18 protein-coding genes are annotated in these 21,942 nt (G+C 70.4%); 10 read left to right on the top strand and 8 right to left on the bottom strand.

The genetic code is table 11. The features are described 5' to 3' along the window. Positions 1 to 19 precede the first annotated feature (19 nt). The 4 genes from ABGB14_RS12550 to ABGB14_RS12535 all read right to left on the bottom strand — a co-directional run bounded on the left by ABGB14_RS12550 (position 20) and on the right by ABGB14_RS12535 (position 5,264). Positions 20 to 1,309, bottom strand: a complete 1,290-nt coding sequence (locus ABGB14_RS12550; protein ID WP_347643783.1) for a homoserine dehydrogenase — start codon at positions 1,307 to 1,309, stop codon at positions 20 to 22. Further along, the gene (lysA, locus tag ABGB14_RS12545) at positions 1,306 to 2,691 is read right to left on the bottom strand and encodes a diaminopimelate decarboxylase (protein ID WP_347643782.1); all 1,386 of its coding nucleotides are present in this window, start codon (positions 2,689 to 2,691) and stop codon (positions 1,306 to 1,308) included. Before lysA ends, ABGB14_RS12550 begins: the two co-directional genes overlap by 4 nt. A 124-nt stretch (positions 2,692 to 2,815) precedes the next feature. Then, on the bottom strand, positions 2,816 to 3,439 hold the full coding sequence (locus tag ABGB14_RS12540) for an anticodon-binding protein (RefSeq protein ID WP_347643781.1): 624 nt from the start codon (positions 3,437 to 3,439) through the stop codon (positions 2,816 to 2,818). Positions 3,440 to 3,449: 10 nt separating this feature from the next. Further along, a complete protein-coding gene (locus tag ABGB14_RS12535; RefSeq protein WP_347643780.1) occupies positions 3,450 to 5,264 on the bottom strand; it encodes a hypothetical protein in 1,815 nt (604 codons plus the stop codon). A gap of 104 nt (positions 5,265 to 5,368) precedes the next feature. Between ABGB14_RS12535 and ABGB14_RS12530 the strand changes: the two genes are divergently transcribed. Next, entirely contained in the window at positions 5,369 to 7,003 is a 1,635-nt protein-coding gene (locus ABGB14_RS12530; RefSeq protein WP_347643779.1) for an asparagine synthetase B family protein, read from the top strand. 261 nt (positions 7,004 to 7,264) lie between these two features. Beyond that, on the top strand, positions 7,265 to 9,001 hold the full coding sequence (treS, locus tag ABGB14_RS12525; protein WP_347643778.1) for a maltose alpha-D-glucosyltransferase: 1,737 nt from the start codon (positions 7,265 to 7,267) through the stop codon (positions 8,999 to 9,001). Here treS and ABGB14_RS12520 read toward each other — a convergent pair. From ABGB14_RS12520 to ABGB14_RS12510, 3 genes are read right to left on the bottom strand one after another with little or no spacing between them, the layout of a single operon-like run. Next, positions 8,988 to 11,255, bottom strand: coding sequence for an FtsX-like permease family protein (locus ABGB14_RS12520; RefSeq protein ID WP_347643777.1), 2,268 nt, complete (start codon positions 11,253 to 11,255; stop codon positions 8,988 to 8,990). The two genes, treS and ABGB14_RS12520, sit on opposite strands and share 14 nt — an antisense overlap. A gap of 18 nt (positions 11,256 to 11,273) precedes the next feature. Next, positions 11,274 to 12,002 (bottom strand): ABC transporter ATP-binding protein, encoded by a 729-nt coding sequence (locus ABGB14_RS12515; protein WP_347643776.1) that lies wholly within the window; start codon positions 12,000 to 12,002, stop codon positions 11,274 to 11,276. Next, positions 11,999 to 12,505 carry a PadR family transcriptional regulator gene (locus ABGB14_RS12510; protein ID WP_347643775.1) on the bottom strand — a complete coding sequence of 169 codons (507 nt, stop codon included), beginning with the start codon at positions 12,503 to 12,505 and terminating at the stop codon, positions 11,999 to 12,001. Before ABGB14_RS12510 ends, ABGB14_RS12515 begins: the two co-directional genes overlap by 4 nt. A gap of 129 nt (positions 12,506 to 12,634) precedes the next feature. Between ABGB14_RS12510 and ABGB14_RS12505 the strand changes: the two genes are divergently transcribed. From ABGB14_RS12505 to ABGB14_RS12475, 7 genes are all read left to right on the top strand, one after another. Further along, a complete protein-coding gene (locus tag ABGB14_RS12505) occupies positions 12,635 to 13,882 on the top strand; it encodes an ABC transporter substrate-binding protein (protein ID WP_347643774.1) in 1,248 nt (415 codons plus the stop codon). Positions 13,883 to 13,889: 7 nt separating this feature from the next. Next, entirely contained in the window at positions 13,890 to 15,212 is a 1,323-nt protein-coding gene (locus tag ABGB14_RS12500; RefSeq protein WP_347643773.1) for an ABC transporter substrate-binding protein, read from the top strand. A gap of 12 nt (positions 15,213 to 15,224) precedes the next feature. Then, complete coding sequence (locus tag ABGB14_RS12495; protein WP_347643772.1) at positions 15,225 to 16,601, top strand: ABC transporter permease subunit; 1,377 nt, start codon at positions 15,225 to 15,227, stop codon at positions 16,599 to 16,601. Positions 16,602 to 16,660: 59 nt separating this feature from the next. Further along, on the top strand, positions 16,661 to 17,560 hold the full coding sequence (locus ABGB14_RS12490; RefSeq protein WP_347643835.1) for a carbohydrate ABC transporter permease: 900 nt from the start codon (positions 16,661 to 16,663) through the stop codon (positions 17,558 to 17,560). A 98-nt stretch (positions 17,561 to 17,658) separates the two neighbouring features. Next, positions 17,659 to 18,336, top strand: a complete 678-nt coding sequence (locus ABGB14_RS12485) for a uracil-DNA glycosylase (protein ID WP_347643771.1) — start codon at positions 17,659 to 17,661, stop codon at positions 18,334 to 18,336. Positions 18,337 to 18,346: 10 nt separating this feature from the next. Continuing rightward, a complete protein-coding gene (locus ABGB14_RS12480; RefSeq protein ID WP_347621743.1) occupies positions 18,347 to 18,667 on the top strand; it encodes a hypothetical protein in 321 nt (106 codons plus the stop codon). Positions 18,668 to 18,838: 171 nt separating this feature from the next. Next, positions 18,839 to 19,129: an MTH1187 family thiamine-binding protein gene (locus ABGB14_RS12475; RefSeq protein WP_347643770.1), complete on the top strand. Its 291-nt coding sequence runs from the start codon at positions 18,839 to 18,841 to the stop codon at positions 19,127 to 19,129. 85 nt (positions 19,130 to 19,214) lie between these two features. On the opposite strand, the gene ABGB14_RS12470 is transcribed toward ABGB14_RS12475, so the two are convergent. Continuing rightward, positions 19,215 to 20,813 carry an alpha/beta hydrolase gene (locus ABGB14_RS12470; RefSeq protein ID WP_347643769.1) on the bottom strand — a complete coding sequence of 533 codons (1,599 nt, stop codon included), beginning with the start codon at positions 20,811 to 20,813 and terminating at the stop codon, positions 19,215 to 19,217. A 243-nt stretch (positions 20,814 to 21,056) separates the two neighbouring features. Here ABGB14_RS12470 and ABGB14_RS12465 point away from each other — a divergent pair, with 243 nt between their 5' ends. Next, a complete protein-coding gene (locus ABGB14_RS12465) occupies positions 21,057 to 21,830 on the top strand; it encodes a MerR family transcriptional regulator (protein ID WP_347643768.1) in 774 nt (257 codons plus the stop codon). Positions 21,831 to 21,942: the final 112 nt, after the last annotated feature.

Here is a 21,942-nt window from a genome sequence, read left to right as displayed (position 1 = left end):
AATCCGGCACAGAAGTGCGCTAGTCGTCGCCTTCCACCCGCATGACGCTGGCCACCGCGCGGACGATGTCGAGATCGCGCAGCCCCTCCATGGTCGCCGACAGCGCGGCGTCGGTGGCGCGATGGGTGACGATGACGAGCTGGGCGTCGTCGCCGTGGCCCTCCTGGCGCACCGTCTGGATGGACACGTCGTGCTTGGCGAACAGCTCCGCCACCCGCGCCAGCACGCCGGGCTTGTCGGCCACGTCGAGCGCCACGTGGCAGCGCGTGACGGTCTCCCCCATCGGATGCACCGCCAGGTCGGCGTAGGTGGACTCGTCGGGCCCGCGGGTGCCGGCCAGGCGGTTGCGGGCCACGGCCACGAGGTCGCCGAGCACGGCGGAGGCCGTCGGCGCGCCACCGGCGCCCTTGCCGTAGAACATGAGCTGCCCCGCCGACTCGGCTTCGACGAAGACCGCGTTGTACGCCTCGCGCACTCCGGCCAGCGGATGCGACCTCGGGATCATCGCCGGGTGCACCCGCACCCCGAAGGAGCGGCCGTCGTCGGAGCGGGCGCAGATGGCCAGCAGCTTGATGACGTAGCCCATGTCCTTGGCGGAGGCGACGTCGGTGGCGGTGATCTCGGTGATGCCCTCGCGGTGCACCTCGGCGGCCGTGACGCGGCTGTGGTAGGCGAGCCCGGCCAGGATGGCGGCCTTGGCGGCGGCGTCGAAGCCCTCGACGTCGGCCGTCGGGTCGGCCTCGGCGTAGCCGAGGGTCTGCGCCTCCTCCAGGGCGTCGGTGAAGGACGCGCCCGTGGTGTCCATCTTGTCGAGGATGTAGTTGGTGGTGCCGTTGACGATGCCCAGCACCCGCTTGACGTGGTCGCCCGCCAGCGACTCGCGCAGGGGGCGCAGCAGCGGGATGGCGCCGGCCACGCTGGCCTCGAAGTAGAGGTCGCCGTTGCCCTGGCGGGCGGCTTCGTACAGGCTCGCGCCGTCCTCGGCCAGCAGCGCCTTGTTGGCGGTCACCACCGACTTGCCGCCCGACAGGGCGGCGACGATCAGCGAGCGGGCCGGCTCGATGCCGCCGATGACCTCGATCACGATGTCGACGTCGTCGCGGGTCACCAGCGCCTCGGCGTCGGTGGTGAACAGCTCGGGGCCGATCTCGACGTCGCGCTTGCGGCCCAGCCGCCGCACGGCGACGCCGGCCAGCTCGAGCGGGGCGCCGATGCGGGCGGCCAGGTCGTCGGCCTGCTCGTGCATGAGCCGGATGACCTGGGTGCCGACGACGCCGCAGCCCAGCAGCGCCACTTTCAGCGGTTTCACAGCTGCCCCCTCAACAGGTCGTCCTCGGTCTCACCCTGCACGATCACACGGGACTCGCCGCGCGACACCGCCACCACGGCGGGTCGGGGCAGGTAGTTGTAGTTGCTGGCCAGCGAACGGCAGTAGGCGCCGGTCGCGGCCACCGCGATCAGGTCGCCGGGGGCGAGGTCGGCGGGCAGGTGGCAGTCGCGCACGATGATGTCGCCGCTCTCGCAGTGCTTGCCGACCAGGCGGCTGAGCACGGGCTGGGCCTGGCTCTCCCGGCTGGCCAGCACGGCGGTGTATTCGGCGCCGTAGAGTGCCGTGCGCACGTTGTCGCTCATGCCGCCGTCGATGCTCACGTAGGTGCGCAGGCCCTCGACGTCCTTGACGGTGCCGACCTCGTAGAGGGTGATGCCGCCCGGGCCGACGATCGTGCGGCCGGGCTCGACCGTGAGGCGGGGCACGGGCAGGCCCGCGTCGACGCAGACCTTGGTGACGATCTCGCGCAGGCCGTCGGCCAGCTCCTTGATGTCGGGCGCCTCGTCGCCGTCGACGTAGGCGATGCCGTAGCCGCCGCCCAGGTCGAGCTCGGGCAGCACCACGCCGTGCTCGTCCTTGATCTGCACGAGGAGGGTGGTCAGCCGGCGCGCGGCCACCTCGAAACCGGCGGTGTCGACGATCTGGGAGCCGATGTGCGAGTGCAGCCCGACGAGCTGGAGCTGCGGCAAGGCGAGGATGCGGCGTACGGCCTCCGCGGCGGCGCCGGAGTTGAGCGACAGCCCGAACTTCTGGTCGTCGTGGGCCGTCGCGATGAACTCGTGGGTGTGCGCCTCGACCCCGGTGGTCACCCTGACCATCACCTTGGGCCGCTTGCCGAGCCGCTCGGCGTGGTATCCGAGGCGGGCGATCTCCTCGAACGAGTCGACCACGATGTGCCCGACCCCGGCCTCCAGCGCCCTGGTCAGCTCGGCGGCGGACTTGTTGTTGCCGTGCATCGTGATGCGCTCCGGGGGGAACCCGACGCTCAGCGCGACGGCCAGCTCGCCGCCGCTGGCGACGTCGAGCCCGAGACCCTCGTCGCGCAGCCAGCGCACGATCTCCTTGCACAGGAACGCCTTGCCGGCGTAGTGGACGTCGGAGTCGGCGAACGCCGTGGCGTAGTCGCGCATGCGCGAGCGCACGTCGTCCTCGTCGAGGACGTACAGCGGGGTGCCGTGATCGCGGGCCAGGTCGCGGACGTCCACGCCGCCGACGGTGAGCGCGCCCTGCTCGGCGCGCGTCGACGTTCGGGACCAGATCGCGGGATTGATGCGGTTGATGTCGGCGGGCGCCAGCGGCGGGCGCTCGTGGGGCATCATCTCGGCGTGGCGGTCCCCGGCGGGATGGGCGTATCGACTCACCCGATCGAGGCTATCGGAACCGCCACCCCTCCCAGGACTCGTGACCACGGATCGAGACGCGATCACGCCCTAGAAGGGATATTTTTACGTCATTTCGCCGTTTGGCCGGATATTTTGTGAGCCATCACAACCGATCAGGCCCGACGAGCACCCTGCCGACCGCCTCCGCCAGCCGCACCCGCGCCGTGTGCACCGGCTCCGCCGGGGCGTCCCCCACCGGCACGGCGGGCGCGCGCTCGTGCGCGTCGTGATAGGCCAGCGCCAGCCGCACGAGGTACGCCTCCCACCGCGGATCCCTGCTCGCCAGCCGCCCCGGCAGCTCGGCCAGCACCCGCAGCACCCTCCGATCGTACGGGTCGGCCGGCAGCCCGGCGGGATAGCCGCCGGACGGCACCCCCAGCTCGCGGGCCCACCGCCGGACGGCGCAGGTCCGCGCGTGGCCGTAGCGCACCACGAAACCGGGGTTGTCCCAGGTGCGCGGGAAGTCGGGCCACCCGGGATCGGGGATGTCCAGCGGCTCCACAGCCTCGACCAGCTCGCCCGGCACGCTCACGACGATCCGCAGGAACCCGTCCTCGCGCACGTCCACGCGGGACACCCCGCCGACCTCGCGCACCCGGGCGGCGAGCGCCGCGGGCGGTACGCGCCGCCGCAGCGCGGCCGCCGAGACGTACGCGGCCTCCCGCTCCCACGTCCCCTCGGGCGCCGGCGGCTCCCCCAGCACCTCGGCCAGCTCGCCGGGCGTCATGGCGACGGCCTCAGATGAGGGCGTGCGGCTCGGCGGAGCCGTACTCGACCAGGAGGGCGGCGCCCAGCAGCCAGCGGTCCTCGTCGCGCACGCGCACGTAGCCGAACCGGTCGGCCGAGAACACCTTGATCCCGTCGGTGCGGCACTGCCGCATCAGCACCTCGTCCCACCCGTCGGTGAGGTCGGCGAAACGCAGCTCGCGCAGCGTGTTCCTGCGCGCGAGCAGGGTCGCGCCGGCGATCTCGGGAAGGTAGGAGTATTCGGCGTCCGGCTGCTTGAGCAGCGTGGCCTGCGGCTTGCGCAGGTGGGCGTAGTAGGCGGCCTTGCCGACGATGTCGGCGGTGCTGAACAGGAACGCCCGCCGCAGGTCGGACAGGTAGTGGGCGCCGTAGACGTCGCGCGGGTCCATGACCGCCACCAGGTCGGCCTCGCACAGGTCGATGCCGGCGTTGAGCATCGCGCCCCCGGTCATCGACGGCTGCGGCCTGCGGTAGATCACGTCCACGTCGGGCAGCACGTCGCGGGCCCGCAGCTCGGCCTCCGGCGGGCCGATGACGATGAGCTGGTCGACGCCCGACTGCTTGGCGACCTGCGCCAGCGCGTGCTCCATCAGGAAGGGGTCGAGGATGGGCAGAAGGACGGAGGTGTTGAGCGTGGCGCGGGCGCTGGGCAGGCCGATCGCGTCGAGCATCTCGTCGATCCGCTCGGTCATCGTGCCCATCTGGTACGCCCTGCGCAGCGCCACGTGCGCCCGCCGCGCGTCGGGTTCGGTGCCGATGGCCGTGCCGCAGGCGGCGATCTCGGCCAGCCGCCACTGGGGCGTGCCCGACGGGCAGTCGGCCGCGGCCGGCCAGCGGTAGGAGGTCAGCACGTCGGGGTAGGCCAGGTGGCCGGGCAGGAGCTGGTCGAGCGTGAGCACCCGGTCGATGCGCCCGCCCGCCAGCGGCAGCGGGTTGTGCACCCGGGGCTGCACCCCGAACTGCAGCCGCGGCCACGCCACGGTCAGGTCGGTCGTGAAGCGGTGCTCGAACAGCTCGGCCGCCGCGGCGTAGGCGGCCACGTCTCCCCCGGTGTGCCAGAAGACCGTGCGGATGCCGCGCTCGGCGCACCAGGCCAGCAGCGCCTTGAGGCCCTCTCCGGGCTCGCCGGTGATCTCCTCGGCCCACGGGCCCTGCGTGACGGACTCGACCACGAGCAGGTGGGGCACCTCCAGCGGGAGCACCCTGGCGAAGTCGCGCGGCGTGAAGCCGGTCGTCTGCCGCCACTCGTAGCGCAGCAGCGCCTCGGCGTGCGGGTCGGCGATCACCGCCGCCGTGAGGTGGGGTCGCGTGTTGGGGCCGGTCGGCACCCGGAACGGCTTGAGCTTGAACGAGGCGCCGCCGAGCGTCCTGGTGGTGCTGGTGGCCTGGAACGCCGCTCCAGGGCGCTCGTCCTTGGCCTTGCCCGCGCCGGCGACGGGCTTGCGCTTGGGCGCGGACGGCCGCTTGACCGGCTTGGCGGCGCCCCTCAGCCCTTTGGCCAGCCGCATGGGGTTGTTCCTGCCGCTCTTGATGGCGTCGCCGAGCCGGTTCCATCGCGCGACCTTGATCGAGGAGAGTTTCCAGTTGGCCACCTCGGCCTGGAAGCGCTGCTCGGCCAGCTCCTTGCGGAGCTTGTCGGCCGCCGCCCGCTCGATCTCCAGCCGTTCCTCGGCCTCGCCCAGCTGCTCGGCCAGCGCCCTGGCCTCCTCGGCGCTCTGCTCCGCCGCCGCCAGCTTGGCCTGGGCGGCGTCCAGCAGCCTCGCCAGCTCGGCGGCGCGCTCGGCCTGCGCCACGGCATCACGCAACGCCCTCCGCGTGCTTTCCAGCTCAGTAGACAACCGGCCCTCCGCTCTCTCGGCCCGGCAAAGGATACTCTTTTGCAGCAAGCGTCTCGAAGGGATGAGATCCGGTGCAGTTCAACGTGCGGCCCTACGTATGCGGCGCTCTCGGCCGGATCGACACCGCCATGCTCGGCAAGCTGACCGCCGCGGGCCCGAAGGTCCGGCCGGCGCTCCAGACGCCCGAGGCCGCACTGTTCAGCTCCACGCCGCTGCCGCCCTACCATCGCGCGGGCGGGGGGTTCGCGTTCTCCTGGGGCGAGCGCAAGCCCGCCGGGCCGGACGACTGGATGGCGGTCGCGGAGACGTACGAGACCCCCGGCCTGATCGGCGACGGCCGCCGGGTGACCCTCCATACGGGGGCGCTGGGGCTGGTCGACGTCTACTACGTGCGCCACGGCGACGCGGTCTACTTCTCGTCGCTGATCCAGCCGCTGCTCAGCCTGGTGCCGATCGAGATCGACTGGGCGGCGTGGGCCTCGATCATCCAGGCGACGTTCCCGATGGGCGAGGCGACCCCGTACACCGAGGTCAAGCGCCTGCCGGGGTCGAGCGCGCTGGTGTTCGAGCACGACAGGCCGATGACCGAGCGCAGGCTGCCGCGCTGGCTGCGTACCGAGCCCTACGAGGCGTGGATCAGCCCGCACGAGATCGTGGAGCTGCTGCACGACGTGTACGCCGGATACGAAGGGCGCAAGCTGCTCGTGCCGGTCAGCGGCGGCTACGACTCGCGCCTGCTGGCGAGCGTGGCCAAGGCTCGCGGTGCCGACGTCGAGTCGTGGACCACCAGCCCCGACGACGGCACCGACACCGACATCGCGTTCGCCCAGTCGATCACCAGGGAGCTGGGCATCCCGCACCGTGTGATCATCCAGGACGCCGCCGACTATCCCGCCGACGCGGTCGACGTGGCCCGCAGGCTCGAATACCTGACGCCCCACCATGCCTGGTACGCCCCCTTCGCCAAGGAGGTGCACGGCTCCGGCCGCATGCTGATCGACGGGCTGGCGGGCGGGCCGCTGCTGAAGAACTTCATGGTCAGCGGGGCGGCCCTGGAGGCCAGGACACAGGCCGAGCGCTCGGCCGCCGTGCTGCGGTCGCTGTCGCTGGGCGCGCCGTCGCAGCCGTTCCTGTCCAAGGCGGCGGCGGAGTGGATGGAGGAGACCGTCCGCGAGCAGTTCCTGGCGGCCACGTCCATGCTCCACGGGCACCGGGCCGAGCTGCCGCTGTCGGTGCTGCACACCAGGACCGTGCGGGGCATCGCGCGCTCGGTGGTCAACCTGGTGGGCCCCGAGGCGTCGTTCGCGGCGCCGTTCATCCATCCGGGCTTCTTCGACGCGGCGCTGTCGGTCGGCGTGGCCCGTAAGGACAAGGGGCGCTTCTACCGCGAGGTGCTGCACGCCGCCAACCCGCGGGTCGCCGCGCTGCCGTCGACCAACGTCGTCAAGCAGCCGCTGCGGCGGGTGCCGCTGCGGTCGACGGCCGTTCCTGCCCGAAATTATTCGCACCGGATGCTGGAGACCCTCGTGAGCCGGGTCCCGAGCCTGCTGTCGGATGAGCTGCACGAGGTGATCGCGGGCGGCCCTGACGCGCTGACCAGGTTCAACGGGTGGAACGATCGTTTCTGGGTGCGCGGTTTGGTGCTGTTCGGGCTCTGGCTGAGCGACTTCGAGAACGACCTCTCGGACGTCGCTCCACCTTTTTAGTGAACTCTGGGTAACAGGGTGATTACATACCGATCTCTCGGGTATCAACCCGGCACAGCAGAAGCGGGTTCCGGAAAGCCAACGGGCTGGTAGTGTTCGGCCCGTAAGCGCCGCACAAACGGGCACCAGATCACAAATCCGGTCTCGTTCATGGGCATGGGGTTCGCAGGGATGACGACTCCAGGCGGCGCGGTCACCAGATAAGAACGCCGGGGTAACCGGTGACTTCGTCCTGCCCACATCTCTTCCTGTGAGCGACATATGATCAACGCATCCCCAACACCGGAGCCGATCTCCGAGGCGTTCGTCTCGGAAGATCCAGCCTGGTACAAGCGGGCGGTGTTCTACGAGATCCTCGTCCGGGGGTTCAAGGACTCCAACGGCGACGGCACCGGCGACCTGCGCGGTCTCATCGAGAAGCTGGGCTATCTCGAGTGGCTCGGTGTGGACTGCCTGTGGCTGCTGCCGCTGTACGAGTCGCCGCTGCGCGACGGCGGTTACGATATTTCGGACTATATGAAGATCCTGCCGGACTTTGGGGATCTGGGCGATTTCGTCCAGCTGATCGAGCGGGCGCACGAGCGCGGCCTGCGCATCATCACCGACCTCGTGATGAACCACACCAGCGATCGGCACCCCTGGTTCCAGGCGTCCCGGCACGACCCCGAAGGGCCGTACGGCGACTTCTACGTGTGGTCCGACCACCCCGGCGCCTATCCGGACGCGCCGATCATCTTCATCGGCGCCGAGGAGTCCAACTGGACCTACGACCCGGTGCGCAAGCAGTACTACTGGCACCGGTTCTTCCACCACCAGCCGGACCTGAACTATGACAATCCTGCCGTGCAGGAGGCGATGCTGGAGGTGCTGCGCTTCTGGCTCGACCTGGGCATCGACGGGTTCCGTCTGGACGCGGTCCCCTACCTGTTCGAGCGCGAGGGCACGGCCTGCGCCGGGCTGCCGGAGACGCACGCCTACCTGAAGAAGATCCGCGCCGAGGTCGACCGGCTCTACCCCGACCGGGTGCTGCTGGCCGAGGCCAACGGCTGGCCCGAGGACGTCGTGGAATACTTCGGCGACCCCACCACGGGCGGCGACGAGTGCCACATGGCCTTCCACTTCCCGCTGATGCCGCGCATCTACATGGCGGTGAAGAAGGAGACCCGCGAGCCGATCTCCGAGATCATGTCGCGCACCCCGAAGCTCCCCGATTCGGCCCAGTGGGGCATCTTCCTGCGCAACCACGACGAGCTCACGCTCGAGACGGTGACCGAGGAAGAACGCGACTACATGCACAGCGAATATGCCAAGGACCCGCGCATGCGGGCCTACCTCGGCATCCGGCGCCGGCTCGCCCCGCTGCTCGACAACGACAGGGACCGGATCGAGCTGTTCACGGCGCTGCTGCTGAGCCTGCCGGGCTCGCCGGTCATCTACTACGGTGACGAGATCGGCATGGGCGACAACATCTGGCTGGAGGACCGCGACTCGGTCCGCACACCGATGCAGTGGAGCCCCGACCGCAACGCCGGGTTCTCCAACGCCGACCCCGGACGCCTCTACCTGCCCGCGGTCATGGACCCGATCTACGGCTTCCAGGCGGTCAACGTGGAGGCCCAGCAGCGCCATGAGGGCTCACTGCTGCACTTCACCCGCAAGATGCTGGAGATCCGGCGCAGGCACCCGGTGTTCGGCGTCGGGGCGTACACCGAGATGTGGTCGTCGAACCCCTCGGTGCTCACCTACGTGCGCGAGGACCGCGACGACGCGATGTTGTGCGTCAACAACCTGTCGAAGTTCCCGCAGCCGGTCGAGCTCGACCTGCGCCGTTTCGAGGGCATGGTCCCCGTCGAGGCGCGCGGCGGGGTGCGGTTCCCGCCGATCGGCGAGCTGCCCTACCTGCTGACGCTGCCGGGGCACGGGTTCTACTGGTTCGCGCTGAAGCGGGAGGAGACCGCGCGGCCGGGCGCGGTGAGCGGACCCGTCAGCGCGCGGTGACGGGCACCTGGGCGCGGGCCGCGCGGCGGGCCGGGATCAGCGCGACCGCGAGGGCCGTGCCCACGGCGATCACCACGGCGACGGCCAGCGTCAGCGGCGAGGGCGGCCGGCCGATGCCGGCGCCCACGCCACTGGTGTGACCCTGCAGGTCGATCAGTCCCGTGACGACGGAGGCGCCGGCGGCTGCGCCCGCGCCGACGCCGAGCACGACCAGCAGCCCGGTGCCGGTCACGAGCGTGGCCATGACCTGCCGGGGCGTCAGGCCCATGGCCTTCAGCACGGCCAGGTCGAAGGCGTGGTCACGCAGGCCGAGCGCGCTCGCGGTGAGCAGGTTGGCCAGGCCGATCAGGGCCAGCACGGCGATCAGCGCCACGATCACGACCCTGATGATCGACAGGCGGTCCGCGGGGTTGACCGCGGCCTGCACGTCCAGGCCCTCGGCCGACTCGGCCAGCAGCCGGCCGCGCACCTCCGCCCGGTCGGCGCCCGGCCTGAGCGCGAGCGCGTAGTATTCCGGCGGCACGGAGTCTTTCGCGGCCAGGCTGTCCAGCCCCACCGAGAGCACCACGCCGTCCTGGTCGGGCTCGACGGTCCTGCCGACGATCCTGACGATCAGCGGCGAGCCGCCCACCGTCAGCCGCACCCGGTCGCCGATCTTGATCCCGAGCAGGTCGAGCAGACCCTGCCCGGCGACGGCCTCGCCCTGACGGGCATATCCGCGGCCCTCGACCACGGGGTACGGGTAGGGGTCCGTGGAACTGCCGACGGCCCGCACCCGCACCGAGCGGGCCTCCCCCGGCGCCAGGGCGTTCACGTCGGTGCCCGGATAGACCGCGGCCACGTCCTTGTCGCGCCCGGCGATGCGCCCCGCCTCCGACGCCTCCAGCTTGCCCGGCCTGACGTACAGGCCGGCGTGCTGGCCGACCTGCTCGGGATGGCTGAGGAAGTTGTCGAGCGTGGCCCACACGCCGAGGCCGATCGTGATCATCATCATCGGCACGGCCAGCCCGAACGCCGTCAGGAACGCCGGCACCCGCCTCGTGAAGGCGTCCCTGGTGCCGAGGACGAGGGCGGGCGGGAGGCGTACGAGGAGGGCGAGCCTGGCCAGCCTGGACAGGTGGCCGCGCGGCGGCGAGGCGGGCGCCGCGGGGATCGGCGGAGTGCGGCCGCCGCGCCACGCGGGCAACCCCACCGCGGCCAGCACCACCAGCGCGGTGCCCGTGACGATGGCCAGCACCGGCACCGGCGCCACGGAGGTCGGGCCGAGCACCGCCGCCATCACCCCCCAGCCCGCCAGCGCGCCGAGCGCGACCCCGAGCAGGCCGAGCGCGCCGTGCTCGGCCACCAGCAGCAGCGTGATCTGGCCTCTGGTGAAACCCATCGACTTGAGCGTGGCCAGGTCACGCAACTGGCCGAGCACCCGGCCGCCGGCCGCGTTGGCCAGCGCGAGCGCGGCCGCCACCAGCCCGACCACCCCGAACAACGCCAGCAGCGTGCCGAGCAGCCGGTTGTCCAGCTCCATGGCGCCCCTGACCTCGCGCCAGGTGTAGACGCGCTGGAGCTGGTCCTCCAGCATGACGACCACGCGCTGGGAGACGACCTGCGCGGCGTCGGGATCGGCCAGGCGCAGCCCGGTCACCCACTCGCTGCGGCCCATCATGGGCTCGATCCGGTCGAGCGTCCCGGGCAGCACGTAGGCCAGGCCCGGCGTCCACTCGGGGTAGAAGCCGTGCTCGGCGGTGTCGGCGATGCCGCGTACGTACAGGGTGTGGCGCTCGCCGCTGAGCGCGATGATCGTGAAGGGCGCGCCGGCCTCCAGCCGCAGCGACGACGCGAAGGACCGCTCGACGACCACGCCGTCCGGCTGGGCGGGGTCCAGCCAGTCGCCCTCCGCCACCAGCGGGTGCGCCACCCCCGCCGGCCGGGCCGGCATCGCGCGCAGCGCCGCGGGCTCTCGCCTGCCGTCCTGGCCCACGGTCACGGGCGCCGAGCGGTACGGGCCCGCGATCTGCGTCACGCCGTCGACGCCCCCAAGAGCGACCTCTGGGCTGTCACCGGTGTAGAACCACACATGGGCGCCGTCGGTCTGGGCCGACAGGCTCCGCCACGGGTTGGTGCCGTCCTCCAGCAGGGTCACCGCGGTGATCAGCGCGGCCACGATGCCCGCCACGGCCAGCACCGTCAGCACCGCCTGGCCCTTCCTGGCCCGCAGGTCGGCCTTGATCCACCGGCTGCCCGCCAGCGCGGTGCTCATCGGTCGCTCACCCGTCGCTCACCGGAGGTCGATCACTTCGCCGGCGGTGCCCGTGCGCCTGCGGGCGATGCGGCCGTCGTCGACGATCTCCCCGTCGAACAGCGAGACCACCCGGTCGGCCAGGGCGGCCACGCGGGCGTCGTGGGTGACCATGACGATGCTCTGGCCCTCCTTGTGCACCTTGCCGAGCAGGCGGAGCACGTCGCGCGTGTTGCGGCTGTCGAGGTTGCCCGTGGGCTCGTCGGCCAGCAGCAGGGTGGGCTGGTTGGCCAGCGCCCTGGCCAGCGCCACCCGCTGCTGCTCGCCGCCGGAGAGCTGGGCCGGCGCGGCGTCGGCCCTGTCGGTCAGGTCGAGCGCGCCGAGCAGGCTCTCCCTGCGCTCGCGGGCCACCTTGGGTGAGACGCCGGCCAGCAGGGCGGGCAGCTCGACGTTGTCGCCGACGGTCATGTTGGCGACGAGGTTGAAGAACTGGAAGACGAAACCGACCTTCTTGCGCCGCAACAGCGCCCACGCGCTCTCGGAGAGGGTGTCGACGCGCTTGCCGTCGAGCCAGATCTCGCCGCTGGTCCTGGCGTCGAGCCCGCCCAGCATGTGGACGAGCGTGGACTTGCCCGAGCCGGACGGACCCATGATCGCGACGAACTCGCCCGGCTCGACCTGCAGATCCACCCCGCGCACGGCGGGCACGGGGATGGCACCATCCTGGTAGATTTTGACCAGATTGACCGTTTTCAGCACGGCGCTCATGCCAGATCCTCCTGGCAACGTTCGAGCCAGTCAAGATCCGCCTGGAGGTGGAGCATGGCGCCCTCGATGAGCAGCATCGCCACCCGGTCGGACGGGGACGTGCGGTCGAGGAGGTCGTTGAGGTCACGCATCAGCGACAGGTAGTGGCGGCGCTGCCTGTTGATCAGCGCCATGCGGTCGGCGATGCCGGTCAGCGGGGCGAGGACGAGCTTCATGAAGAACTCGTCGCGCACCCTCGGACCCTCGGTGGGCTCGTCGACCCAGGTGGTGAGGTGCTCGCGGCCCTTGGCCGTCAGGTAGTAGACCTTCTTGTTGGGCCGGTTGGACTGCTCGACATCCACCGCCCTGACCAGGCCGTCCTTCTCCAGCCTGCCGAGCGTCACGTATATCTGGCCGATGTTGGGGGAGGGGTAGGCGCCGCCGAAGGTCTGCTCGAGAGCTTGTTTGAGCTCGTAGCCGTGAGCCGGCTCTTTGGCCAGGAGCGCCAGCAGGTGAAGCCGCACCGCCCCACCTCCCCGCTGTGTTACGCATGCGTTACGAAGATATCCGTTGACCTACAGATTACCGCTGTGCATAACATGAATGCATCTACCTAACACGTATGTAAACCCTCTGAATACCCGGAGGAAACAGTGCTCCGCCCGCTCGTGCTCCTGCTGGCCGTGGCTCTCGCGGCCGGATGCGCGGCGGCGGGCGACGAGGGCGGCGGCGCGACGGGGACGGGCGGCACCGGGCCCATCACGTTCGCCACCGGACGCGACACCACGACATACCTGCAGCCCCTGCTGGACCGCTGGAACCAGGCCCATCCGGCCGAGAAGGTGACGCTGCTGGAGCTGCCCGAGGCCGCCGACGAGCAGCGCGCCCAGATGGTGGCCAACCTCCAGGCCCAGAGCAGCCGATACGACGTGCTCGGGCTCGACGTGGTGTGGACCGCCGAATTCGCGGAGAACGGCTGGATCATCCCCCTGGAGCGCGGGTTGTTCCCGCTCGACAGGTTCCTGCCGCCGGTCGTGGAGACGGCTGTCTACAAGGGCAAGCTCTGGGCGGTCCCCTACACGAGCAACGCGGGGCTGCTCTACTACCGGACCGACCTGGTCGACAAGCCGCCGAGGACGTGGGCCGAGCTTCGCGACCAAGCACGAAAGATCACGAAAAAGCATGACATAGATGGGTATGCGGGGCAGTTCCTGGCGTACGAAGGGCTCACGGTCAACTTCAGCGAGGCCGTGCAATCAGCCGGCGGCCAGATCGTCAGCCGCGACGGCAAAGAGGTGACCCTCGACCCCGCCCAGGGCGGGACCGCCCTGGGCTTCCTGCTCCAGGGGCTGCGCGAGGGCTGGATCCCCGAAGAGTCTCTGAGCTACAAGGAGGAGGAGTCGCGCCTGGCCTTCCAGGAAGGCAGGCTGGCCTTCGCCCGCAACTGGCCCCACGCGTACGGCCCCGCGAAGGCCGAGCTGGGCGACAAGGTCGCGGTGACCAGGCTGCCCGGGCTCGACGGGCCGGGGTCGAGCGCGCTGGGCGGCGCCAACCTGGCCGTCAGCGCCTTCTCCAAGCACCAGCACACCGCGCAGGAGTTCATCCGCTATTTCACGAGCCTGGAGAACGAACGCCGGGTGCTCACCGAGGGCTCGTTCCCGCCCGTGTGGACCGAGCTCTACGACGACCCTGCCCTGATCAAGCGCTTCCCCTACCTGCCGGTGCTCAAGGAGAGCATCCTCGCCGCCAAGCCACGGCCGGTCAGCGCCAACTACAACCAGCTGAGCCTGGTGATCGCCAGTTCGGTCGCCAAGGCCCTCACCAACCCTGCCACCGAGTCCGCCGACGACGTCGCGGCCTCCATGAAGTCCGAACTCGAAGAGATCATCAGAACCCAGTGAGGCAGCCATGCGAAGAAGCAGAGCAGCAGCGATCCTGGCCGGGCTCGCGGTAGCGGTCGCCGCCTGCGGCAACGCGCCGACGACGACGGAGCCCACCGCCTCGGGGTCGGCGCCGGCCACCGGCGGCGACAAGACGCTCGAAGGCGTGACGCTCGAGGTCGCGGCCAAGTGGACCGGGGCCGAGCAGAAGAACTTCGAGCAGGTGCTCAAGGCCTTCACCGACAAGACGGGGGCCAAGGTCACCTACGCCTCCACCGGCGAGGACACCGGCGCCTACCTCGGCCCCCGCATCCAGGGCGGCAACCCGCCCGACGTGGCGATCCTGCCGCAGCCCGGCCTGGTCCAGCAGTACGCCGAACAGGACGCGCTCAAGCCGCTGAACGACGCCGTCATCAAGGAGATCGACACCAACTACACCCCCTACTGGAAGGAGCTCGGCTCCGCCGACGACAAGGTCTACGGCGTGCTGATCAAGGCGGCGCACAAGTCGCTGGTCTGGTATCGCTCGCAGGCGTTCGACGACGCGGGCGTACAGGCGCCGACCAACTGGGACGAGCTGGTCAAGGCCGCGCAGACCGTCGCCGACTCCGGCACGCCGCCGTTCTCCTTCTGCGGCGCCTCCGGCTGGACGCTGACCGACCTGTTCGAGAACGTCTACCTCTCCACCGCGGGCCCGGAGAACTACGACAAGCTCTCCAAGCACGAGATCCCGTGGACCGACCCCACCGTGGCCACCGCGCTGGAGAAGATCCAGCAGATCGTGAGCAAGCAGGAGTTCCTGGTCGACGGCGTCTCCGGCACCATGCAGACCGACTTCCCCACCTGCGTGAGCAAGGTCTACGGCACCAAGAAGGCCGCCATGGTCATCGAGGCCGACTTCGTGGCCGTCGAGGCCGACCAGTCGGGCGCCAAGGTCGGCGAGGAGGCGAAATACTTCCCGTTCCCCAAGGTCGGTGACACCGCCCCGGTCGTGCTCGGCGGCGACGTCGCGGTGGCCATGAAGGACTCCCCCGGCGCCATGGCCCTGCTGCAGTTCCTGGCCTCCAAGGAGGGCGGCGAGGTCTGGGCCAAGCTGCCCGGCTACCTGTCGCCCAACAAGAACGTCTCCCCCGACAACTACCCCGACGAGCTGACCAAGCAGCTCGGCCAGACCATCGTCTCGGCCGGCGACACCGTCCGCTACGACATGTCCGACCTGGCGCCGAGCGCGTTCGGCGGCACCGACGGCAAGGGCGAGTGGAAGGTGCTGCAGGACTTCCTGCGCGACCCGTCCGACGTCAAGGGCGCCCAGGAGGCGCTCGAAGCCGAGGCCAAGAAGGCCTGGAAGTAAAGAGGTAAGGCCGTGACCGAACGGTTGGACGGCCCGCAGGACCCGCCCGCGAACGCCGCGGGCGGGCCCTCCACCGGACCGGCTGAAACCCCCCAACGCAAGCGACGCCTCGGCCCCTCCCCGGCGGTCGCCATCGCCTTCCTCCTCCCGGCGGCGCTGCTGCTGGGCATCTGGGTGATCTATCCGATCGCCTACTCCATCTTCAGGAGCCTGTTCGACTCGACGGGCACCGGATTCGTGGGGCTGGGCAACTACACCACGATCTTCACCGACGCCGGCACCCTCACCACCATCCGCAACAACCTGATCTGGGTGGTGGTCGCGCCCATCGTGGTCACCACGATCGGCCTGATCTTCGCGGTGCTGACCGAGCGGATCAGGTGGGCGACGGCGTTCAAGCTGATCGTGTTCATGCCGATGGCCGTCTCGCTGATGGCGGCCGGCGTGATCTTCCGGCTCGTCTACGAGGAGAGCCCCGACAAGGGCCTGGCCAACGCCGTGCTCACCACGGTGCACGACACGTTCTCCTCCTCGCAGGGCTACCCGGAGGCCCGCCCGCGCGGGGGCGACGAGTCCCCGGTCGCCGAGCAGGACGGCGCGGTCGTCACCAAGCAGCCCGCGCAGGCGGGCCAGCCCGTGCTGGTGCCGATCGTCGGCGTCAAGCCGGAGCTGGTGCCGGGCGACGCCCAGCCCGCCAGGGCCCCCGCGGCCGGCGACGGGCTCTCGGGCACCGTGTGGTTCGACTTCACCCCCGGGGGCGGAGGCACGAACAACGCGGTCGACGCCGCCGAGAAGGGCCTGCCCGGCATGACCGTCGAGGCGGTGCGCGACGGCCAGGTCGCCGCGACCGCGACCACGGCCGGCGACGGCTCCTTCCGCTTCGAGGGGCTGCCCGCCGGCTCCTACGTCGTACGGCTGCCCGCGTCGAACTTCGAGGCCGCCTACGGCGGGCTGAGCTGGCTCGGCCCGACGCTCATCACCCCGGCGATCATCGGCGCGTTCGTCTGGGTGTGGGCCGGCTTCGCCATGGTGCTGATCGCGGCCGGGCTGGCGGCGATCCCGCGCGACGCGCTGGAGGCGGCCCGCATCGACGGAGCGAGCGAGTGGCAGGTGTTCCGCAAGATCACGGTGCCGCTGCTCTCGCCGGTGCTGCTCGTCGTCTTCGTGACAATGATCATCAATACGCTGAAGGTGTTCGACCTGGTCTTCATCATCGCGCCGGCCTCGGTCCAGCCACAGGCGAACGTGGTCGCGCTGGAGATGTGGCGCGTGTCGTTCGGCGGCGGCAACAACCAGGGCCTGGGCAGCGCGCTGGCCATCTTCCTGCTCATCCTGGTCCTCCCCTTCATGATCATGAACATCCGCAGGTTCAGGAGGGAGGACACATGAGCGAGCCCATCGACAGGCCCGGCACGCCGGACGCCTCGGGATCCGACGGGGAGGGGCACATGACCACGGCGACGGTCACGGCGCCGGCCGAGACGTACGCGGGAGCGCCGTGCAGGAGCCTCGCCGGCAGGCTCGCGGACCGTCTCGGCGGCGGGGCGGTCCAGGTCGTGATGGTGCTGCTCGGGCTCTTCTGGCTGGTGCCGACGCTGGGCCTGCTCGTCGTCTCCATGCGGACCTCGGAGGTCAACAACGCCGAGGGCTGGTGGACGATCTTCACCAAGCCGGCCGAGCTGACCGTCGACAACTACGCCAACCTGCTGGGCAGCGGCTTCACGGCGTCCTTCTGGAACACCGTGCTGATCACGGTGCCGACCACGGTCCTGGTGATCGGCATCGCGGCGATGGCGGCGTACGCGTTCGCGTGGATGGACTTCCGCGGCCGTGACACCGCGTTCCTCGTCGTCGTCGGGCTGCTGATCGTACCGATCCAGATCGCGCTGATCCCCGTCGCGTCCCTCTACGGCGCCGCCGACATGTTCGGCTCGATCGCCGGCGTGGTGCTGTTCCACGTGGCGTTCGGGCTGCCGTTCGCGATCTTCCTGCTCCGCAACTTCTTCGTCGGCATCCCCAGCTCGCTGCTGGAGGCGGCGCGGATGGACGGCGCGTCGGAGTGGAAGATCTTCGCGTCGGTGGTCTTCCCGCTGGGCAAGCCCGCAATCGCCTCGCTGGGCATCTTCCAGTTCCTGTGGGTGTGGAACGACATGCTCATCGCGCTGGTCTTCGCCGACACCGGGAACCAGCCGATGACCAAATATCTGCAGTCGCAGATGCGGCAGTTCGGGTCGAACGTCGACATCCTCTCGTCCGGCGCGTTCCTGTCGCTGATCATCCCGCTGGTGCTGTTCTTCGCGTTCCAGCGGTACTTCGTCCAGGGCATGATGGCCGGCTCGGTCAAGTGACCTCGCGGGCGCCCGCCGTACCGATGTGATCATTCCGGTACGGCGGGCGACCGTGTTTTGCCCGCAAGCCGTACCAGACATGGCTAAGCTTCACGCCCATGGCTGGTCGTCCCCTTCATGAAATCGTCGATGCCGGATGGGCGCGGGCGCTTGAGCCCGTCGCCGCGCAGATCGCCCAGATGGGCGAGTTCCTGCGCAAGGAGATCGCGGAGGGCCGGCAGTATCTCCCGGCCGGCGCGCACGTGCTACGTGCTTTCAGCCAGCCTTTCGACGACGTCAAGGTGCTGATCGTCGGCCAGGACCCCTACCCCACGCCCGGCCACCCCGTCGGGCTGTCGTTCTCCGTCGCCCCCGACGTCCGGCCGCTGCCGGGCAGCCTGGTCAACATCTACAAGGAGATGGAGAGCGACCTCGGCCTGCCCCGGCCGGCCAACGGCGACCTCACGCCGTGGGCGGAGCAGGGCGTGCTGCTGCTCAACAGGGTGCTGACCGTGATGCCCGGCAAGCCCGCCTCCCACCGGGGCAAGGGCTGGGAGCAGGTCACCGAGCAGGCCATCCGCGCCCTGGTCGCGCGCGACAAGCCGATGGTCGCCATCCTGTGGGGCCGCGACGCGCGCAACCTGGCGCCGATGCTCGGCGACGTGCCGCGCGTCGAGTCCGCCCATCCCTCGCCTCTGTCGGCCCGCAGCGGTTTCTTCGGCTCGCGGCCGTTCAGCCGCGCCAACGAGTCGCTGGTTCAGCAAGGTGCGGCACCTGTGGAGTGGAAGCTCCCCTAACATCATCGCCATGAGTGATGAACCGAAATTCCTGCGTCTCACGGTCGAGCTGACCGTCGAGGTGCTCGATGTGGACGCGTTGCAGGCGGCGGCGCTGGCCGAGGTCCGGCACCCCGACGCCGATCTCACCGAGGAGGAGCGCACCGAGCAGGCCGAGCTCGTCTCCTCCGACGACTCCGGCGCCTCCGCGCTGCAGTGGCTGATCGAGCCCGACCACGTGCTGCAGCTCGTCGACCACATCACCGAGATCGAGCCGCGCGAGGCCGTGCTCGGCGTGGAGCCGTCCGAGGGGCCGAGCGAGGAAGAGGAAGAGGAGCACGACCACGGGTGACGTCCGGCGGCACGGTCAGCGGCGGCCACGGCGTTCGACGGCGTCGTGGCTCTTCGCGAAGCTGCCGCTACGATCGGGATCTCGCAGGCTCAGCCGGCCCCGGCAGGCCGAGCGTGAAGGAGCAGGAGCGGCTCCTGACCAGATCCCCGGGTTCACCGCAGGAGGCACGTAGTGATCGTCGCATTCTCCATCACCCCGCTCGGCGTCGGCGAAGGGGTCGCCGAGCCCGTCGCCCGTGCCGTCCAGGTGGTCCGCTCCAGCGGGCTGCCCAACCGCACCGACGCCATGTTCACCACGATCGAGGGCGAGTGGGACGAGGTGATGGACGTCGTCAAGCGGGCGGTCGACGCGGTGGCCGAGGTCGCTCCCCGCGTGAGCCTGGTGCTCAAGGCCGACCTCAGGGAGGGCGTCACGGACGGCATGACGTCCAAACTGGAGTCCCTGGAACACCACCTCTCCTGAGCCCACCGTCGCGGCCGGATCGGTCTGGAGGGCGCTCCGGCCGGCTGGACGATAATGATCACGGCCGAAGGACGACGTCAGCGGCTCAGAGCTTGCACCGGGCCCCTTCGGCCGGGGACTCGAGGTCGATGAGGTAGGCGGCCACCGTCTTGTTGACACAGGTGTTGCCGGCCAGGAGGGCACCGTGCTGCTCGCCCTCGACGGTGAGCAGGCTGCCGCCGAGCGTCCTGGCCAGGTTGATGCCGCCCTCGTGCGGCGTCGCGGCGTCGCCCGTGACGGAGACCGTCAGCGTGTCGGGCAGGCCCTTGATGCCGGTGGCGTACGGGTAGCCGAGCGTCGGCTTGACCGGCCAGTACTCACAGCCGTCGCGTGCCTCCTTGATCGGGCGGCCGGGGTCGGAGAACGGCGCCGCCTTGAACCACGCCCGGTTCAGCGCGGTCTCCTCTTCCGGCGTGTGGCGATCCTCGTCCAGGCAGTTGATCGCCATCGTGGCTTCGAGCGAGTCGGAGTAGGCGCCGCCGGCAGTCCGCCCGTGGTAGGTGTCGCGCAGCTTCAGCAGGGTGTCGCCCTTGCCGGCCTCCAGTTCGGCCATGCCCGCGATCGCGGCGGGCCAGAGCGCCTCGCCGTACATCGCGAAGATCACTCCCTCGACCGCCTGTCCGTACGTCAGCCCGCGCCCGCCGGACGTCCGCGCCGGCTTGTCGATCAGCGGCCGGACGAGCTTCTGGAAGACCTTGGTTGCGCGGCCGGGGTCGGTGCCGAGCGGGCAGTCCGGCTTGGTGGCGCACGACGCGGCCATGCGCTCGAAGGAGCGCTGCATTCCGGTGGCCTGCTGGACGCGTCGCTCGTAGGTGTCCTTCAGCGGATCCATCGCCCCGTCGAGCACCAGCGCGCGTACCTTCTTCGGGAACATCTCCGCGTACACGGCGCCGAGCCGGGTGCCGTAGCTGGAGCCCGCGAAGGAGAGCTTCTCGTCGCCCAGGGCCTGGCGCAGCACGTCCATGTCCCGCGCGGCGTCGCGGGTGCCGACGTGCGCGAGCACCCGCTTGCCGCCGGAGCGCTTGGCGCACTGCCGAACGAGCCGGCGGGTCTCCTGCCTGGTCCAGTCGTCCACGCCGGCGGGGATCGAGGAGAGCTTCACGTCGCGCTCGCGCTCGGCATTCGTGAAGCAGTCGAGCGCCGGCTTCGAGGCGCCGACGCCGCGCGGGTCGAACCCGACAATATGGAAGCGCTCGGTGATCGGCGATGTCGCCCACGCGGCGGCGGTAAGGGCCGCGTGCTCCGTGCTGGGGAAGCCGGGGCCGCCGGGGTTCACCAGGAGCGACCCGATCGGGTCCTTGCCGCGCGCGGGGACGCGCAGCAGCGCCAGCTCCGCCTGCTTGCCCTTCGGGTTCCGGTAGTCGAGTGGCACCTTGAGCCGCGCGCACTCGGCTTTGACGGCCGGCGCGTCCGGCGTCGGTTTCGGCGCGTCGCACGGCTGGAACGTCGGCTTCTGCGCGTAGAAGCGGTCCAGGCCGGTGGCGGAGAGGGCGGGCTGCCGGCCGGCCTGACCGGTGCCGGAGGGGCCGAACCGGCCGCCCACCTGGCCGCCCACCTGGCCGCCCGCCTGGTCTGCGCAGGCGCCGAGCAGCAGCGTCAGCGCCGCGACGCTCATGACGACGGCTGGTGGCTTGCGATATGACATGGACGTTCTCCATCGTCGAAGGTGCTGGTCCACAGGGGATGGGGCCGGATGCCCGAGCAGGCTCACGTCCAGTGCGCGGCACCGCGAAGGTCGTGAACGTGCTGTTTGACACCGACCTAACAGCGTGCCCTTGGGACACGGTCAAGGGGTGCCACACGACCGGTCACCGAGCTTGAGTGTGCCCCTGGGGCATGGTGTGGACTAAGACGCGGTGGCCGGCCGTGCACGAGAGGGAGGCGGAGAATGGCGTGGAGCACCCGGCAACTAGCCGATCTTGCCGGCTCGACGGTGAAGGCCATCCGGCATTACCACGAGCTCGGGCTGCTGGAGGTGCCCGAGCGCGCGGCCAACGGGTACAAGCAGTACAAGGTCGCGCACCTGATCCGGCTGTTGCAGATCAAGCGGTTGCGTGACCTTGGGGTGCCGCTGTCGCAGGTCGCGGCTATGGGACGGGCCGACCAGGAACCGGACGAGGCGATCCGGGCGCTGGACGCCGAGCTGGCGGCGACGATCGAACGGCTCAATCGCGTGCGCGCGGAGCTGGCCGTCATCCTGCGCCACCGCGCGCCGCTCCATGTGCCGCCCGGATTCGCTCCTCTCTCCCAAGAGCTCTCCGACACGAACCGGTCCCTGTTCATGGTCTATTCAACGGTGTTCAGCGAGGAGGGCCTGGAGGAATTCCGCCGGATCGTCGCCGTGCGCGACGACACCGGCGAGGAGTTCGAAGCCCTTCCCCCGGACGCCGGGGATGCCACGATCGACCGGCTTGCCGAGCGCATCCTGCCGGCTGTCCGCAAGATGCGGGAAGAGCACCCGTGGTCGAACGACCCGGTGGCGGATTCGCCACGAGGAGCGGAGCTGGCCGGAAACGCGATGGCACTTGCGGCAGCGGAGCTCTACAACCCGGCACAGCTACGCGTCCTGCAGCGCCTGCACCACCTCCTCGAACAGAGCACGGACACGAACGACGACGCGCTCCCCGGCCCGGGCCCGGACGTGCGCTCGGGCGAAGAGTGACGATCGACACGCTCGGAACCCCGTCAGGAAACTGCGCATCGCCATCGCCAGGGAAACTCGTCGCCCCGGACCCCGCATCATCATGCTGCGGCATCGTCGGCGGCGGCCACTG

The sequence above is a fragment of the Nonomuraea sp. B10E15 genome (assembly GCF_039871615.1).
In the GTDB taxonomy this organism is placed as follows: Bacteria; Actinomycetota; Actinomycetes; order Streptosporangiales; family Streptosporangiaceae; genus Nonomuraea.
The sequence above is the reverse complement of the archived record's forward strand: the minus strand, read 5'-3'. Positions and strand labels throughout refer to the sequence as shown.

Excerpts from the sequence above, each read along its gene's own strand:
- ABGB14_RS12540 (WP_347643781.1), bottom strand. The coding sequence starts at position 3,439 with ATGACGCCCGGCGAGCTGGCCGAGGTGCTGGGGGAGCCGCCGGCGCCC.
- treS (WP_347643778.1), top strand. The coding sequence starts at position 7,265 with ATGATCAACGCATCCCCAACACCGGAGCCGATCTCCGAGGCGTTCGTC.
- ABGB14_RS12520 (WP_347643777.1), bottom strand. The coding sequence starts at position 11,255 with ATGAGCACCGCGCTGGCGGGCAGCCGGTGGATCAAGGCCGACCTGCGG.
- ABGB14_RS12515 (WP_347643776.1), bottom strand. The coding sequence starts at position 12,002 with ATGAGCGCCGTGCTGAAAACGGTCAATCTGGTCAAAATCTACCAGGAT.
- ABGB14_RS12500 (WP_347643773.1), top strand. The coding sequence starts at position 13,890 with ATGCGAAGAAGCAGAGCAGCAGCGATCCTGGCCGGGCTCGCGGTAGCG.
- ABGB14_RS12490 (WP_347643835.1), top strand. The coding sequence starts at position 16,661 with ATGACCACGGCGACGGTCACGGCGCCGGCCGAGACGTACGCGGGAGCG.
- ABGB14_RS12485 (WP_347643771.1), top strand. The coding sequence starts at position 17,659 with ATGGCTGGTCGTCCCCTTCATGAAATCGTCGATGCCGGATGGGCGCGG.
- ABGB14_RS12480 (WP_347621743.1), top strand. The coding sequence starts at position 18,347 with ATGAGTGATGAACCGAAATTCCTGCGTCTCACGGTCGAGCTGACCGTC.
- ABGB14_RS12470 (WP_347643769.1), bottom strand. The coding sequence starts at position 20,813 with ATGTCATATCGCAAGCCACCAGCCGTCGTCATGAGCGTCGCGGCGCTG.
- ABGB14_RS12465 (WP_347643768.1), top strand. The coding sequence starts at position 21,057 with ATGGCGTGGAGCACCCGGCAACTAGCCGATCTTGCCGGCTCGACGGTG.